This window comes from Pseudomonas sp. Z003-0.4C(8344-21) (assembly GCF_900104975.1).
Lineage (GTDB): Bacteria > Pseudomonadota > Gammaproteobacteria > Pseudomonadales > Pseudomonadaceae > Aquipseudomonas > Aquipseudomonas granadensis.
Map to the genome: position 1 here is coordinate 724,534 of NZ_LT629756.1, position 14,947 is coordinate 739,480.

Below are 14,947 nucleotides of genomic sequence, written 5' to 3' on the forward strand. Positions count from 1 at the left end.
GTCTGCCTGCGTACTATCGAGAACCCCATGCCTCAACCGCGTCCCTACAAAGTTGCACTCAACGGCTACGGCCGCATTGGTCGTTGCGTTTTGCGTGCGCTGTTTGAGCGAGGCGAGAAAGCCGGGTTTGAAATTGTCGCGATCAACGATCTGGCCGACATGGCCAGCATCGAATACCTGACACGCTTTGACTCCACCCACGGCCGTTTTCCCGGCGAGGTGCGCGTAGAAGGCGATTGTCTGCATATTAATGGCGACTGCGTGAAGGTCCTGCGCAGTGCCACTCCAGAAGGCATCGATTGGGCGTCGCTGGGCGTCGATCTGGTGCTCGAATGCTCCGGTGCCTATAACACCCGTGAAGACGGCCAGCGCTTTCTCGATGCGGGCGCGCCACGCGTGTTGTTCTCGCAGCCGATGGCCAGCGAGGCGGATGTCGACGCCACCATCGTTTATGGGGTCAATCAGGATTGCCTGACCGGTGACGAACGGCTGGTGTCCAACGCCTCCTGCACCACCAACTGCGGCGTGCCGCTGCTGCGTCTGCTCGACAAGGCGATCGGCCTGGATTACGTGTCGATCACCACCATTCACTCGGCGATGAACGATCAGCCAGTCATCGACGCCTATCACCACGAAGACCTGCGCCGCACCCGTTCGGCGTTCCAGTCGGTGATCCCGGTGTCCACTGGTCTGGCGCGGGGCATCGAGCGCCTGCTGCCGGAACTTGCCGGGCGAATTCAGGCCAAAGCGGTACGCGTGCCGACGGTCAATGTGTCCTGCCTCGATATCACGATGCAGACCGCCACAGCGACCGACGCCAACGAGATCAACCGGATCCTGCGCGACGCCGCCACCAGCGGCCCGCTCAAGGGGCTTCTGGCCTATACCGAGTTGCCGCACGCCAGTTGTGATTTCAACCATGACCCACATTCGGCCATTGTTGATGCCAGTCAGACCCGTGTTTCCGGCCCAAGGCTGGTAAACATCCTGGCCTGGTTCGACAACGAGTGGGGGTTTGCCAACCGAATGCTGGACGTTGCGGATCACTATCTGCAAACAGCAACTTCAAAAAAACCGTAGGAAGTGCGACCCATGACCGTGTTGAAGATGTCCGACCTCGATCTGCAAGGCAAGCGCGTATTGATCCGCGAAGACCTCAACGTCCCAGTCAAGGACGGTGTGGTCACCAGCGACGCGCGAATCCTGGCTTCGCTGCCGACCATCAAGCTGGCCCTGGAAAAAGGCGCGGCCGTAATGGTCTGCTCGCACCTGGGCCGTCCGACCGAAGGCGAGTTCTCTGCCGAAAACAGCCTCAAGCCTGTCGCCGACTACCTGAGCAAGGCCCTGGGCCGCGAAGTGCCGCTGGTGGCTGATTACCTGGGCGGTGTTGACGTCAAGGCCGGCGAAATCGTGCTGTTCGAAAACGTGCGCTTCAACAAGGGCGAGAAAAAGAACGCCGACGAACTGGCCCAGCAATACGCGGCCCTGTGCGACGTGTTCGTGATGGACGCTTTCGGTACTGCTCACCGCGCCGAGGGTTCGACTCACGGCGTGGCCAAGTTCGCCAAAGTTGCAGCCGCTGGCCCACTGCTCGCCGCTGAACTGGACGCACTGGGCAAAGCCCTCGGCGCGCCGGCCAAGCCGATGGCGGCCATCGTTGCCGGCTCCAAGGTCTCGACCAAACTCGACGTGCTGAACAGCCTGAGCCAGATCTGCGATCAACTGATCGTCGGCGGCGGCATCGCCAACACCTTCCTCGCGGCGGCCGGTCACCCGGTGGGCAAGTCGCTGTACGAACCGGATCTGCTCGACACCGCGCGCGCCATTGCCGCCAAGGTCAGCGTGCCGCTGCCGGTTGACGTGGTGGTTGCCAAGGAGTTTGCCGAAACCGCCGAAGCCACGGTCAAGCTGATCGCTGACGTCGCTGCTGACGACATGATTCTGGATATCGGCCCACAAACCGCGGCCAACTTCGCCGAGCTGCTGAAATCGTCGAAAACCATTCTGTGGAACGGCCCGGTCGGCGTATTCGAATTCGACCAGTTCGGCAACGGCACCAAAGTGCTGGCTCAAGCCATCGCCGAAAGCTCGGCGTTCTCCATCGCTGGCGGTGGCGACACCCTGGCGGCGATCGATAAATATGGCGTGGCTGAACAGATCTCCTACATTTCTACCGGTGGTGGCGCGTTCCTCGAATTCGTCGAGGGCAAGGTGTTGCCGGCCGTTGAAGTCCTGGAAAGCCGGGCCAAGGCCTGAGGCCGCCCGTTTGGCCAGGCAAAGGAGTGTTCACATGGTCAAGTCGTTAGCGCTGTTGTTGCTGACCGCTACGCTGGCGGCCTGCGGGAGTAATAATCCCAAGGCCGAAGCCACGCCGGCACCGAGCGAGCCGCAGAAGGGCTGTTACCAGGCCGACTGGCAGGCCGAAACCAACCCGGTGCTGAACAAGCGTTCCGGGCCGGACGGTCTGGAGAAATACGAGACGCAAACCCCGGCCAAGGAACATGGTTGTCCTTGACGGGTCTGACTCTTAACTCAGGGCTGCCGGCGTGTGCCGTCAGTCGAGGAACACGGATGAAAGGCTTGATCGCCATTGCGGCGTTGGCATTGTTGGGCGGTTGCGCGCAGTTGAACCTGTTTCAGTCGTCCGCCCCGGCAGACAACTGGACCACCTGGACCTGCGACAGCCAGGCCAAAGTGCTGTGGCGTTACGCCGATGCCGGCCAGAAGGAAGTCGATGTGCGACTGGGCGGCGGCGATCAGGTCTATCGCCTGAAAGAAGAGCCGGGCGCCTCGGGCACGCTGTACAGCGACGGCATGCTGGCGTTTCACGTCAAGGGTGACGAAGGCCTGGTGTACTGGGTCGCCACCAATGACCTGATTGGCCGGGGCTGCAAGGCCGAATAATTGCAACACCGCAGGCCCATTGTAGGCCTTCGCCTGCTCGCGATAACAGTTCTGCAGTCAACACTGCAGCGACTGTCAGGCCGCTATCGCGAGCAGGCTCACTCCTACAAGGGATCTGTGTAGTTCTCAGGAATTGGCTTTACCGAATCACCCGACCGGGCCTCAACCCCCGATCTGCAATCACTTGAATAGCCGCCGCCGCTCCGGCAGGCTGGCACGATCAACGACCCTCAACCGGGAGAGACACACACAATGGCACTTATCAGCATGCGCCAGATGCTGGACCACGCAGCCGAGTTCGGCTACGGCGTTCCAGCCTTCAACGTCAACAACCTTGAGCAGATGCGCGCCATCATGGAAGCCGCTGACAAGACTGACTCCCCGGTGATCGTCCAGGCTTCGGCCGGCGCCCGCAAATATGCCGGCGCGCCATTCCTGCGTCACCTGATCCTGGCGGCAATCGAAGAATTCCCGCACATCCCGGTGTGCATGCACCAGGACCACGGCACCAGCCCTGACGTCTGCCAGCGTTCGATTCAACTGGGCTTCAGCTCGGTGATGATGGACGGCTCGCTGGGCGAAGACGGCAAGACCCCGACCGACTACGACTACAACGTCCGCGTTACCCAACAAACCGTGGCCATGGCCCACGCCTGCGGCGTTTCGGTCGAAGGCGAGCTGGGCTGCCTGGGTTCGCTGGAAACCGGTATGGCCGGTGAAGAAGACGGTATCGGCGCCGAAGGCGTTCTGGATCACAGCCAGATGCTGACCGACCCGGAAGAAGCCGCTGACTTCGTCAAGCGCACCCAGGTCGACGCCCTGGCCATCGCCATCGGCACCAGCCACGGCGCCTACAAGTTCACCAAGCCACCCACCGGCGACGTGCTGGCAATCGACCGCATCAAGGAAATCCACAAACGAATCCCGAACACCCACCTGGTGATGCACGGTTCGTCCTCGGTGCCACAAGAGTGGCTGGCGATCATCAACCAGTACGGCGGCGACATCAAAGAAACCTACGGCGTACCGGTTGAAGAGATCGTCGAAGGCATCAAGCACGGCGTGCGCAAGGTCAACATCGACACCGACCTGCGCCTGGCATCCACCGGCGCGATGCGTCGCCTGATGGCCACCAACCCGAGCGAATTCGACCCACGTAAATTCTTCGGCGCCACTGTGACTGCTATGCGTGACGTGTGCATCGCGCGTTATGAAGCATTCGGTACTGCCGGTAATGCTTCGAAGATCAAACCTATTTCGCTGGAAGCGATGTACCAGCGTTATCTGAAGGGTGAGTTGAACGCCAAGGTTAACTGAGCCTGAGTGTTGAGCTGATTCAAAGGAAACCCGCCGTGAGGCGGGTTTTTTGTGGGCGCGATTTCTGGCGGTAACGAAGCTATCCAAAAGTCAGAGAAAATGGCGCTGCCGCGTGCTCAATGGCGTTGAACACTTGGGGCGCCTGTTCGCGATAGTGGGAGTAGCGTTTGAGCACGACTTCAACTGAGGCAAGCAGACGCTGAATGCGCTCCTTGGGTTGGTCGACTTCACAGGTGTGAGCAAATTCCAGGAGACCTTGGCGCGAGGCGAATATTGACTTGTTGCCCGCCAGATCCAATGCCAGAACATCTTCTGGTATATAGGCCGTGGTGTTGACGATGTCGTAAGCCGGCGCCAGATGCGCATCGCGTTGCGTGGGTTCTGAATAGAGCAATCCGAAATTTTTCAAATGAGCGTCGCCGTTTCCGACGATGCAGCTTAGGGCGACGCTATCGAAGAGTTGATCAAGCGACGTACGCAAGTGTGTTACCGGGCAAAAAACCCGGACAGCCTTGGCGATTGCCGCATAACTCTTGCTGTACTTCTGATTAGCCGACAGCCCCATCAGCACCGCCATGTCTTCAAACCCAATCGGATTGAGCTGGTCGTCGCGGTCAAATCGACGCATGACAAACAGCTTGGCGTTGTCGGAAAGGTAAAACGGTGGAACGGGAATCCCCGCCTCTTTCGCCATGGACATGCAAAGGAATTCGTTGATCGCCAAGCCGGGGAATTCGTCACGCCCGCTTTTGATGATCAGATCCGATGTTTTGGATGTCACTCGAGGTAATCCAGCCTCTTGTCGTTCCGGTACCAGCAATTTGGGTTGAACACCTGAAATGCCTGCCCGCAGGATGTAGCGATCAAGCATGTTGGCAAAGATATCTTCCGTGCCGTCCCAAGTCAGAATCTCGTCGAGTTTTTCTCCCGGAAATTCTTTCGCCTGCAACAATGCATCAACGGCTTCAGAGCGTACGTGAACCCTGCCAATGGGCGATGTACTTCCGGAAAGCGCCAGTAGCAGCATTGGGTCAACATTCACAGTCTTTGCCAAGCGGTTGCGCAACTGCTCCAGTACGTAGCCTTCCGGCAGGTTCATTTGAAAAACAGGGTGCAACTCACGCCGACGAAACTCGTCATGCCGTACAGGCATCAAGAGGCTGATCGCCATTTGTGGCGATGCATCTTCGTGATAACGAAAAGTGTAATCCTCGGCATCGCTGAAAAGCTTGCCGCTATTACCTTCAGGGGTAGTGATATGAAGAGAGGTTATTTTCATTCGAATAAATCTCCAACCTCTTCAAGGGTTGGCATCGTCGCTGGAACAACCGAGAGTTCACAGTCCAGAGCAGCCAAAACCCGCGCATAAGCGATCATGCCGACAGAAAGGGTACCTTTCTCCACCGCGATGACTTTGTAGCGTGTCAGCCCTGCCAGCTCGGCAAGCTGAGCCTGCGTCAGGCCCCGATTCAAGCGTTTTTCGCGCAATTGCACGCCGAGGCGGCTGATCAAGAGAGAATAATCCATGTTGCGATACCGTAACATTAAGGTATCAATGTAGCGTATACAGAACATTAAAGCCATTGGGAAAAAAGCCCGCCGTGTGGCGGGTTTTTGCGCAGTTTTTATTCTTTAAGCTCAACATGATCCAGCGCCTGGTTTACCGCCAACTCACCCAGCATCACGACCTGCGCGATACCCAGCGCAGTCTTGCGGTGCGAGGTGTCGAGGGTCGCGGCGAAGTTGCTGAGCATTTCGCTGGCCGACCCCAGGGTTTCGCTGGCGTTGGCCAGTAGGGATTCGGTGTTGTACTTCGGGTTAGCGAGGTACATGGCCTCGGGTTCGTGGGCGCACGTCATGATGTGTGCGGCGGGGCTGAGGTAGTGGTCGAGGGCGCGTTCGGCGGCGTCGTTGAGTTTTTTTGAGTCGAGGGAGTCGTACGGGGATGCCGGATCGATGGCCGGCGGATGTGGTGTTGATCTGATCATGTGCTCGAAACCTGAATGGAGTCCCTCCGCTCTGGCTACTAATCAAAGTGGAGGCAACTGTGCGCAGGTTAGTAGACCGGGGTTTCGAGCAAGCCGGCGCACCCGAAGGTGCCCTGCGCACAGTTACCATCAAGCGCAGGTATGGAATACCTCACCGACAGATGCTGATGCACAAAGCTTGAAACCCCGGGCTACTAAACCCGATCACTGGAAATCAGTGACGCGAATCAAGTTACCGATGGCCCGCCAGGCGCACAAGCCGGCGGATTCTGGCGCAGTGGTAGGCAACGGCGCAAGCTGTTGTAGGCTCTCGGAGGTAGCTGCCGAAAAAACTAAACGTACTGTTGAAAAGCTGATGGTCCATTCGGAAATGCTTGAGTGTCGGCATGGAATCGCTCGTTGGAAAGTAACCCATATCGGACTTTACCGAGTAAAGTTGGATAAAAGTCGCATATGGGTGACATTTTGATTTTGAGCAACCCAGCCATCTTCGCCGAGCGCGTGCGTCAAGTGCGCAAAGCCAAGAGATACAGCCAAGCCATTTTGGCGCAGAGGGCCAAGTGCAGCCGCAAAACCATCATTGATCTTGAGGCCGGTGAAAACGTCGCGTTCTATACCGTGTTTCGAGTGATTACTGCGTTGGGCATGGCGTTGGAAATCGTCGATAACCGCATCGATCTCAAATCGTTAGCCGATCTGGTAGAGCGTGATGATTAAGGTCAAGCCCCAAGGCCGGGCAGGCGAACCGTGCAAAGGTTAGCTGTTGTTTGCCTGTAAATGCAGGTGCAGCCCCGTCTGACTGCGTAGCCTTTTAAATTTTGCAAAACCTCAGGGCTCTCAGCTCATTTATCGTGATCAATATCCAGCTTCGAAAACGTCACCTGCCCACCCTCACTCGTATACCCCGTGTTGTCCTGCACATAAACCCCAGCCTTGAAGTACAGCGGCTTGTCCCGCCACGTCGCGCTGATCTGTGAGTCCCACTGATAGCCCGCCGCGCTGACACCCAGCGCGCCGCCGGGGCTGAGGTGGATGAGGTAGTTGAATTCGCGGTCGAGCTTGATCCCGGTGGCCAGTGTGATAACGCGGCTTTCGGCGTCATCGGGGCGCATGCGCACTTTGATTACCAGGTTGCCGGTTTCGGTTTTGGTCTTGTACTGGTATTCGAGTTTGACCATTGGCCGCTGGCTTTCGTAAGCATGGATCTGGCCGATGACGATCTTGCCGGAGCTCGGCACCTTGTTCACGATGAGGGTCGCGCGCAGCAGGTTGTCGGCGTCCGGGTAGTACCAGTTGCGCAGGGTGCCGTTGCTGAAGGTTTCACGCAGTTCGGTGCGCGGGTAGATGGCGTTTTCGGTTTTCGAGCCGGTCACCGGTGACCAGAAAAACAGGGTGCCGGTGTCGGAATGGAAGTACTGATCCTTGAAGCCGTCCACCAGTTTCGACGTTTCGACTGTGTACGGCGGGCTGCCAACGGGAACACTGAGGTTCCAGGTTGCGAGATCGATCATGACGGTTCTTCCACTCAATTCATCCGGAACGTCGGTGCCAGAAGCTCTAGCCCGCGCGTTTTCGGGCGTCTTTATAAGCGTAGCGGCAATTTTTGTTAATGCCCGTCCGGCGATTACTTGACGTCAAAGTCCTGTCGAAATGCCATCCCGCCCGGTTTTCGGGGGCTGTAGCGGTGACCGTTAGTCGGCTGAGTTGAGCATTGTCTGGATGATGGCGGGATGACAGCTTCTGCTTTCACCGATCCACGTCTAGAGTGAAGGCTCAGTACGTCTACGTTTTTGCCGGCAACGGTCCCGATAAGAGAAGCAGCATGGAATGCGCGCAACCCCAGCCAGGTGAAGGCAGCTCTGTCCTTTTGATCGTTGATGATTACCCTGAAAACCTGATCAGCATGCGCGCGTTGTTGCAGCGCCAGGACTGGCATGTGATCACCGCCGCCTCCGGTTTCGAGGCGCTGAATATCCTGCTCGAACAAGACGTCGACCTGGTGCTGCTGGATGTGCAGATGCCCGGTATGGACGGTTTTGAAGTGGCGCGGTTGATGCGCGGCAGTCAGCGCACACGGCTGACGCCGATCATCTTTCTCACCGCCAACGAGCAATCCCAGGACGCCGTGATAAAGGGCTACGCCAGTGGCGCGGTGGATTACCTGTTCAAGCCCTTCGACCCGCAGATTCTCAAACCGAAAGTGCAGGCGCTGCTGGAACACCAGCGCAACCGCCGTGCGTTGCAGCGTCTGAGTCATGACCTGGAAGTGGCCCGAGCCTTTAACGCCTCGGTGCTGGACAACGCGGCCGAGGGCATTCTGGTGCTCGGCGAGGACGGTTTGATCCGCTTTGCCAACCCGGCAATTTCGCGCTTGCTTAACGCGCCGGTGAAGGAGCTGCAGGGCAAGGAATTTCTCGATTATTTGCAGAAACCGCACATTGCGCTGTGGGCCGATTCCGAGTTCTATGCCGGCTATAAGCGTGGCGAAACCTTGCGACTGCACGATGCCTTGCTGCGCACGGCGCCGGGCCAGCAAGTGCCGGTTGCGTTATCCTGCGCGGCGCTGCCGTCCGAGCAGCATGCGATGGTGGTGACGGTGCTCGACATGTCGGTGGTGCGGCATCTGCATCAGCAGCTGGAGTTTCAGGCCGTGACCGATCCGCTGACGGGACTGCTCAACCGTCGCGGTTTCTACCAGACCGTGGAAAACCTGCTGTTGCGCGGCGAGCGCAGCGACAGCAGCTGGGTGCTGTTGTATCTGGACCTCGACGGCTTCAAACGGGTCAACGACTCCCTCGGTCACGATGCCGGCGACCGGGTGCTGCGCTGGGTTTCCGAACAATTGAAAGCCTGTCTGCGGCCGTTCGACATTCTGGCGCGGATGGGCGGTGATGAATTTACCGCGCTGCTCGATCTGGAATTTCCCGAGCAGGCGGCGAAGATTGCGGAAAAACTCATCGAGCGCGTGTCGATCTGTCAGCAGATCGAAGGTCTGGATATCGTCCTCGGCGCCAGCATCGGCATCGCCACGTACCCGGACTGCGGCTCGAACCTCGACGGTTTGTTGCGCGCTTCCGATATTGCGATGTATGAAGCCAAGCGCGCCGGGCGTCAGCAATATCGCTTTTATGATCATGAGATGAACGGTCGCGCGCGTTCGCGACTGATGCTTGAGGAAAGCGTGCGCGCCGCCATCGAAAACCGTGATTTCAACCTGGTCTACCAGCCACAGGTGGCGATTGGCAGCGGCCGGATTCGAGGTTTCGAGGCGTTGCTGCGCTGGCAACATCCAAGCGTCGGCGATGTACCGCCGGGTCTGTTTTTACCGCTGCTGGAAGAGGCGCGGCTGATCAGTCGTCTCGGCAGCTGGATTTATCATCGCGGTGCAGGTCAGCGTAAAGCCTGGGAAAGTCTGTTTGCCGATGATCTGGTGCTGGGCGTCAGTTTGAGCAACACCCAGTTCAGCCTGCCGAATCTGGTTACCGAATTGCGTCAGGTGATGGAGCGTCACGCCTTGCAGCCGCGACAGCTGGAGGTCGAGATCACCGAAGAAGCCTTGATGCAGAACCCCGACGAAACCCGCAAACAGTTGCGCTTGCTGCGTAATCTCGGCGTGCGCGTGGCGCTGGATGACTTCGGTTCCGGGCCGTGCTCATTGGCGCATTTGCGCGATCTGGAGCTGGATACGCTCAAGCTTGATCGCCATTTGATCGCCCGGTTACCTGATTCGCCCCGCGACGCCTCGCTGGTCAGTACGGTGATCAGTCTGTGCAAACAATACGGTTTGCTGGTGATCGCCGAAGGGGTGGAAACCGTCGAGCAATACCAGTGGCTGCAAGCCCATGGCTGCGAGTATGTGCAAGGCTTCCTGGTGGCGCGGCCGTTGATCGCCGAGGACGCGGCAAGCTTCGCCGAGCCGTTTGACTGGGGCGCGCTGGCCGGTTGAATTCGCTACACTGGCGCACCTTTTTGCCAACCGTGCTGCCCGCTGATGACTGCGTTGAAATACCTCCAGGCTTATCCGGAACGTTTGCAGGATCAGGTGCGCCAGTTGATCGCCGAAGGGCGGCTGGGCGAATACCTCGATCAACGCTATTCGGGCCGGCACGACGTGCAGAGCGACAAGGCGTTGTACAGCTATGCGCTGGAGCTGAAGCAGGAATACCTGCGCAATGCGCCGGCGATCGACAAGGTGCTGTTCGACAACCGCCTCGACCTCACCCACCGCGCGCTCGGCCTGCATAGCACGGTGTCGCGGGTGCAGGGCGGCAAGCTCAAGGCCAAGAAAGAGATTCGCATCGCCTCATTGTTCAAGGACGCCGCGCCGGACTTTCTGAAAATGATCGTCGTGCACGAACTGGCGCACTTCAAGGAGTCGGACCATAACAAGGCGTTTTATAAATTGTGCGAGCACATGCTGCCGGGGTATCACCAGGTCGAGTTCGATCTGCGCGTGTACCTGACCTGGCGCGACATGCAGGCTTGATCAGCTATCAGGAAGATGTGGATGGACGTCAGCAAGACCAAGAGCAGTTTCTATCGCCGCCTGTTTGTGGCGTACCTGATCGACAGCGGTCTGGCGCCGAGCGTGCCGGCACTGACCGAAGTCACCGGCATGCCCCGCCGCACAGCGCAGGACACGATTGCAGCGCTGGCGGATCTGGATATCGTCTGTGAGTTCGAGCAGGAAGAGGGCGCGCGCAATCATGCCGGGCGTTATCGGATTCGCGATTGGGGGGCGATTGATCGTGGCTGGATCGAGCGCAATTTGCGCCAGATCAAGGCAGTGCTGGAGTATCCCTGAATCCTGAGTGGACTGGGCTGACGCCATCGCTGGCAAGCCAGCTCCCACAGGTTTTTCTGGTGTTCACACAAGTTGTGAACGACGCAATTCCTTGTGGGAGCTGGCTTGCCAGCGATGGGGCCTTCAGGAGCGACGCATACCGATGTGTGGAATGTCATCCTCAAGATATTCCTCACCTGCCACCACAAACCCGTACCGGCCGTAATACCCCTGCAGATGCGCCTGCGCCGACAGGTAGATCGGCACCTGCGGCCAATGCTTCTCGGCCTGTTTCAACGCCTGCTCCATCATCTTGTGCCCCAGCCCTTTGCCGCGACCGGCCGGTGCTGTCACGACGCGGCCGATCACCACGTCACCGCCCTGAGACTGCGGATCCAGCAGGCGCAGGTACGCGACCAGTTGATCATTGTCCCAGCCCATCAGGTGATGGGTGTCGCCGTCGAGGTCTTGGCCATCCAGGTCTGGGTAGGCGCATTTCTGTTCGACCACGAACACTTCCGAGCGCAGTTTCAGAAGCGCGTACAGCTGTTCCTTGCCCAGATCGCTGTGATGTTTGCAGATCCACTCGATTGTCATTTGCCGATTCCTTGTTCGTGTCGCCCGATACTAAGCGCACGCGACGAAGATGTCTTTATGGCGTAAGAGTCTGTGATAAAGGTCAAAATGCCATCATTCCTTTCGCGCAGCCGTGCCGAGTTTGTGTAATCTGCTGGAGAGTGCCGTGCACTGGCTGTAATGAGCTAATGTTAGTGCCTGGGTTTTGCCGGTAAGGGGTCTTGGTTTTCTGCCGTGAGACGCGTCGGGCCGCTGCCCGTTGAGGATGTTCAAGCATGCCGCGATTGCTTCAAGCCGTTGCTTTGATCGGACTGCTGTTGCTGGGCCAGGATGCGACAGCGCAGAAGCTGCGACTGGTCTTCGATCATTGGCCACCGTTTACCGACGACACGCTGGTCAACGGCGGGCTGGCCACGGATATCGTCAGCACCGCGCTGGCCCGGGCTGGTTACGCCAGCAGTTATGAACAGGTGCCATGGGCGCGGGCCTTGCTCGGCGTCGACGAAGGTCGTTACGACGTGCTGGTCAACGCCTGGTACAACGAAGACCGCACCCGGTACGGGCAATTCTCCGGCGAGTACCTGACCAACCGGATTCGCTTCCTCAAGCGCAAAGACGCGCCGATCGATTACAGCAATCTGCAGGAACTGCACACCTATCCGATTGCGGTGGTACGCGGCTACGCCTATTCGGCGGTATTCGATGCCGATACGGCGATGCAGAAAGTCCCTGTGCATAACTTCGCCATGGGTGTGCGCATGCTCGCGGCGGATCGGGTCAAGTTGACCCTTGAAGACGAATACGTGGCCAAGTATTACCTGGCGCGCGAGTCAGCCAAGGTGCGCAATTCAGTGGAATTCCTGCCTAAGCCGTTGAGTGAGAACAGCCTGCATATTCTGGTCAGCCTGAAGAATGCGCAGCATGAACAGATTGTTGCGGGGTTCGACAGGGCAATTGCGGCGATGAAGGCGGATGGCAGTTATGAAAAGCTGCTGCGCCAGCATGGGATGTAAACGGCAGCTTCAAGTTTCGAGCCTCAAGCTGCAAGCTAAAAGCGGACAGGCTTGTAGCTTGAGGCTTGAGGCTTGCGGCTAAACCTCCTTGATAAGGTGCGCCGCCAGCGTGCGCAACGGCCCGAGCTGGCGGCAGATCAACGCCAGTTGCGTCTGCACCAGCCGCTGGCCTTCATCGATTTCATCCGGCATCTGCTCCAGCTCATTGGCCAGTGCTTCTTCCTCATCGCTCTGAATCGCAATCGGCTGTTTGCTCGCCAGCCCTTGGGCGATTTCGTCGATGCTCGCGGCCAGCTTCACCCCGGCCCCATCAATCAGGTGCTCACGCACATCGGCTGGCAATTGCGTCTCGCGATGCGCGCCCAGCCCTGACAGATAACTCAGCAGAGTGTGCGAGAGCACTAGAAAGCGGAAGCCGACATCCGCTTCCTTACGAAAATGCCCCGGCTCCATGAGCATGTTCGCCAGCGTCGTCGACAGCGCCGCGTCGGCGTTGTGCGCGTTGCGGCGGGCCAGGCGATAGGCGAGGTCGTCGCTCTTGCCGGCGGCGTATTGCTGCATGATCTGGCGCAAATAGATGCTGTTGCAGGTCAGCGTGTTGGCCAGCACTTTGTTCAGGCGTCGGCCCTGCCAGTCCGGCAGGAACAGGAACACCGCCAGCCCGGCGATCAGGCTGCCAAGCAGGGTATCGAACAGGCGCGGCAGGAACAGCCCGTAGCCATCGCCGACCTGATTGAAGCAGAACAGCACCATGATGGTGATCGCTGCTGTCGCCAGGGTGTAGCGCGTGGTGCGGTTGGTAAAGAACACCACCCCGGCGGCAATGGCGAAGCACGATTGCACCAGCGGGTTGGGGAACAGGTCGAACAGCGCCCACGCCACCGTAAGGCCGATCGCTGTGCCGAGAATCCGCTGACCAAGTTTGCGCCGCGTCGCGCCGTAGTTCGGCTGGCAGACGAATAGCGTGGTGAGGATGATCCAGTAACCTTGCGACGGGTGAATCAAGTGCACCATGCCGTAACCGATACTCAGTGCCAGCGGCAGGCGCAGGGCATGACGGAACAGCAACGAGGTCGGCGTCAGCTGGGTGCGCAGGCGAATCCACACGTCTTTGAGATTGCGCGGCGAGCGGTCGAGCAGGCTGCTGTCGGTCGCATCGGCGAGGGCATCAGGATTGCTCGCATCGCTGAGCAAACGGTCGAGGGTGCCGAGGTTGGCCGCCAGTGCGCGCAGCGAGCGGAGCAAGCCGCGCCATGCCGGGTTGCTCTGGATGCGCAAGTGTTCGAGGGAGGCGTGCAGGTCGCCTAGGGCTTCGGCGAAGCTCGCGTCATAAACGAAGGGCTGGCGCATCTGGATCGATTCGGCCAGGGCGCGGCAGGCCTTGCCTTGCTGGCGCAACAGGCGCTGGCAACGGAACAGCACGTCGCTGTGAAAGAACGCCTCGGCGAGGGCGTTGTACGGATAGTGCGAAGAGCTGGCGCGTTCGTGGATGTCTTGGGCGAGAAAGTACAGCTTCAGGTAACGGCTGACTTTCGATCCGGGGCGACCGTTGCCGACCCGGTGCAGAATGATTTCCTTGGCGGTGTTCAGCGCGGCGACCACACGGCCATTCTGCTGCGCCAGTTCCAGACGCCGGGCTTCGACGTCCATCTGCCGGATCGGCTCGAACAGCGCTGACTTCAGCTTCAGATAAAACCCGAGTTCACGAAACAACCGCGCCAGACTCTGCTGCACTGGCTGGTTGGAAAACAGCGCCTGCCACAGCACCGAGAGCAAACCGTACCACGCTGCACCGGCGACCAGCAGCATCGGCTCATGCCAGAAGTCGGTGACCGCGCCGCCACGCTGATCGACGCCGATCATCGTGTACACGGACAAGATCAAGGTTGCCGAGGCAATCGCCCCATAACGCTCGCCGAGTGCACCGAGCATGGTCAGGCCGAAACTGGCCAGCGCCAAGGCAACGGCGAAAATGATCGGGTAGGGGAACAGCAATTCCACCGACAGCGCGGCGATGCTGAAACACACCAGCGTCACCGCGAGCGCATTGAGGCGGCCCTGCCAACTGTCGTCGGTTTCCGCCAGGGCGCTGGCGATGATGCCGAGGAACAACGGAATCAGCAGGCCCATTTCATCCTGATACCAGCACAGCGCCATGCTGCCGGTCAGGGCGATGAACACCCGCACGCTATAACTGAATTTATCCAGCGCCCACAGGCGCCGCAAAGACTGACGAAACGAGGTCGAGGACATGAAGTGCGAAGGCCTTCCGAGGCGATGCCGCTAAATTGAGCCAGTAATGACGCCGACGCAATGGCGCCGAGCACATCTGACAGCAAAAAGTGTTCCTTAGAGATCTTGTGCGA

16 protein-coding genes are annotated in these 14,947 nt (G+C 59.0%); 10 read left to right on the forward strand and 6 right to left on the reverse strand.

The annotated features are described in order from the left end of the window. The first annotated feature begins 27 nt into the window (after nucleotides 1–27). The 5 genes from epd (at nucleotide 28) to fba (ending at nucleotide 4,221) form a co-directional block, all read left to right on the forward strand. The gene (gene epd / locus BLU24_RS03335; RefSeq protein WP_093097532.1) at nucleotides 28–1,080 is read left to right on the forward strand and encodes an erythrose-4-phosphate dehydrogenase; all 1,053 of its coding nucleotides are present in this window, start codon (nucleotides 28–30) and stop codon (nucleotides 1,078–1,080) included. A 12-nt stretch (nucleotides 1,081–1,092) separates the two neighbouring features. Then, the gene (locus BLU24_RS03340; protein WP_093097534.1) at nucleotides 1,093–2,256 is read left to right on the forward strand and encodes a phosphoglycerate kinase; all 1,164 of its coding nucleotides are present in this window, start codon (nucleotides 1,093–1,095) and stop codon (nucleotides 2,254–2,256) included. A 34-nt stretch (nucleotides 2,257–2,290) separates the two neighbouring features. Continuing rightward, nucleotides 2,291–2,515, forward strand: a complete 225-nt coding sequence (locus tag BLU24_RS03345; protein WP_090287054.1) for a hypothetical protein — start codon at nucleotides 2,291–2,293, stop codon at nucleotides 2,513–2,515. Nucleotides 2,516–2,571: 56 nt separating this feature from the next. After that, on the forward strand, nucleotides 2,572–2,904 hold the full coding sequence (locus tag BLU24_RS03350; protein WP_093097536.1) for an MliC family protein: 333 nt from the start codon (nucleotides 2,572–2,574) through the stop codon (nucleotides 2,902–2,904). Between the two features lie 252 nt (nucleotides 2,905–3,156). Beyond that, a complete protein-coding gene (fba, locus tag BLU24_RS03355) occupies nucleotides 3,157–4,221 on the forward strand; it encodes a class II fructose-bisphosphate aldolase (RefSeq protein ID WP_008081027.1) in 1,065 nt (354 codons plus the stop codon). A 79-nt stretch (nucleotides 4,222–4,300) separates the two neighbouring features. Here fba and BLU24_RS03360 read toward each other — a convergent pair whose 3' ends face one another. The 3 genes from BLU24_RS03360 to BLU24_RS03370 form a co-directional block, all read right to left on the reverse strand. Further along, complete coding sequence (locus BLU24_RS03360; protein WP_093097538.1) at nucleotides 4,301–5,500, reverse strand: type II toxin-antitoxin system HipA family toxin; 1,200 nt, start codon at nucleotides 5,498–5,500, stop codon at nucleotides 4,301–4,303. Further along, nucleotides 5,497–5,748 carry a helix-turn-helix domain-containing protein gene (locus BLU24_RS03365; protein ID WP_093106403.1) on the reverse strand — a complete coding sequence of 84 codons (252 nt, stop codon included), beginning with the start codon at nucleotides 5,746–5,748 and terminating at the stop codon, nucleotides 5,497–5,499. The genes BLU24_RS03360 and BLU24_RS03365 overlap by 4 nt, the downstream gene beginning before the upstream one ends. Nucleotides 5,749–5,846: 98 nt before the next feature. Next, nucleotides 5,847–6,209 carry a DUF6124 family protein gene (locus BLU24_RS03370; RefSeq protein ID WP_093097540.1) on the reverse strand — a complete coding sequence of 121 codons (363 nt, stop codon included), beginning with the start codon at nucleotides 6,207–6,209 and terminating at the stop codon, nucleotides 5,847–5,849. A gap of 453 nt (nucleotides 6,210–6,662) precedes the next feature. Here BLU24_RS03370 and BLU24_RS03375 point away from each other — a divergent pair, with 453 nt between their 5' ends. Next, the gene (locus BLU24_RS03375) at nucleotides 6,663–6,926 is read left to right on the forward strand and encodes a helix-turn-helix transcriptional regulator (RefSeq protein ID WP_231990186.1); all 264 of its coding nucleotides are present in this window, start codon (nucleotides 6,663–6,665) and stop codon (nucleotides 6,924–6,926) included. A 125-nt stretch (nucleotides 6,927–7,051) separates the two neighbouring features. Here the strand turns inward: BLU24_RS03375 and BLU24_RS03380 are convergent, their stop codons facing one another. Then, a complete protein-coding gene (locus BLU24_RS03380) occupies nucleotides 7,052–7,720 on the reverse strand; it encodes a polysaccharide lyase family 7 protein (protein WP_093097542.1) in 669 nt (222 codons plus the stop codon). Between the two features lie 311 nt (nucleotides 7,721–8,031). Here BLU24_RS03380 and BLU24_RS03385 point away from each other — a divergent pair, with 311 nt between their 5' ends. The 3 genes from BLU24_RS03385 to BLU24_RS03395 are packed head-to-tail and all read left to right on the forward strand — an operon-like array spanning nucleotide 8,032 to nucleotide 11,013. Next, a complete protein-coding gene (locus tag BLU24_RS03385) occupies nucleotides 8,032–10,155 on the forward strand; it encodes a putative bifunctional diguanylate cyclase/phosphodiesterase (protein WP_093097544.1) in 2,124 nt (707 codons plus the stop codon). Nucleotides 10,156–10,200: 45 nt separating this feature from the next. Beyond that, nucleotides 10,201–10,695, forward strand: a complete 495-nt coding sequence (locus tag BLU24_RS03390) for a M48 metallopeptidase family protein (protein WP_090287041.1) — start codon at nucleotides 10,201–10,203, stop codon at nucleotides 10,693–10,695. Nucleotides 10,696–10,716: 21 nt separating this feature from the next. Beyond that, the gene (locus BLU24_RS03395) at nucleotides 10,717–11,013 is read left to right on the forward strand and encodes a winged helix-turn-helix domain-containing protein (RefSeq protein ID WP_090287039.1); all 297 of its coding nucleotides are present in this window, start codon (nucleotides 10,717–10,719) and stop codon (nucleotides 11,011–11,013) included. A gap of 123 nt (nucleotides 11,014–11,136) precedes the next feature. On the opposite strand, the gene BLU24_RS03400 is transcribed toward BLU24_RS03395, so the two are convergent. Next, nucleotides 11,137–11,589, reverse strand: coding sequence for a GNAT family N-acetyltransferase (locus tag BLU24_RS03400; RefSeq protein ID WP_093097547.1), 453 nt, complete (start codon nucleotides 11,587–11,589; stop codon nucleotides 11,137–11,139). 254 nt (nucleotides 11,590–11,843) lie between these two features. Here BLU24_RS03400 and BLU24_RS03405 point away from each other — a divergent pair, with 254 nt between their 5' ends. Then, complete coding sequence (locus tag BLU24_RS03405) at nucleotides 11,844–12,581, forward strand: substrate-binding periplasmic protein (RefSeq protein ID WP_093097549.1); 738 nt, start codon at nucleotides 11,844–11,846, stop codon at nucleotides 12,579–12,581. 78 nt (nucleotides 12,582–12,659) lie between these two features. On the opposite strand, the gene yccS is transcribed toward BLU24_RS03405, so the two are convergent. Next, nucleotides 12,660–14,834, reverse strand: a complete 2,175-nt coding sequence (gene yccS, locus BLU24_RS03410; protein ID WP_093097551.1) for a YccS family putative transporter — start codon at nucleotides 14,832–14,834, stop codon at nucleotides 12,660–12,662. Between the last annotated feature and the right edge of the window lie 113 nt (nucleotides 14,835–14,947).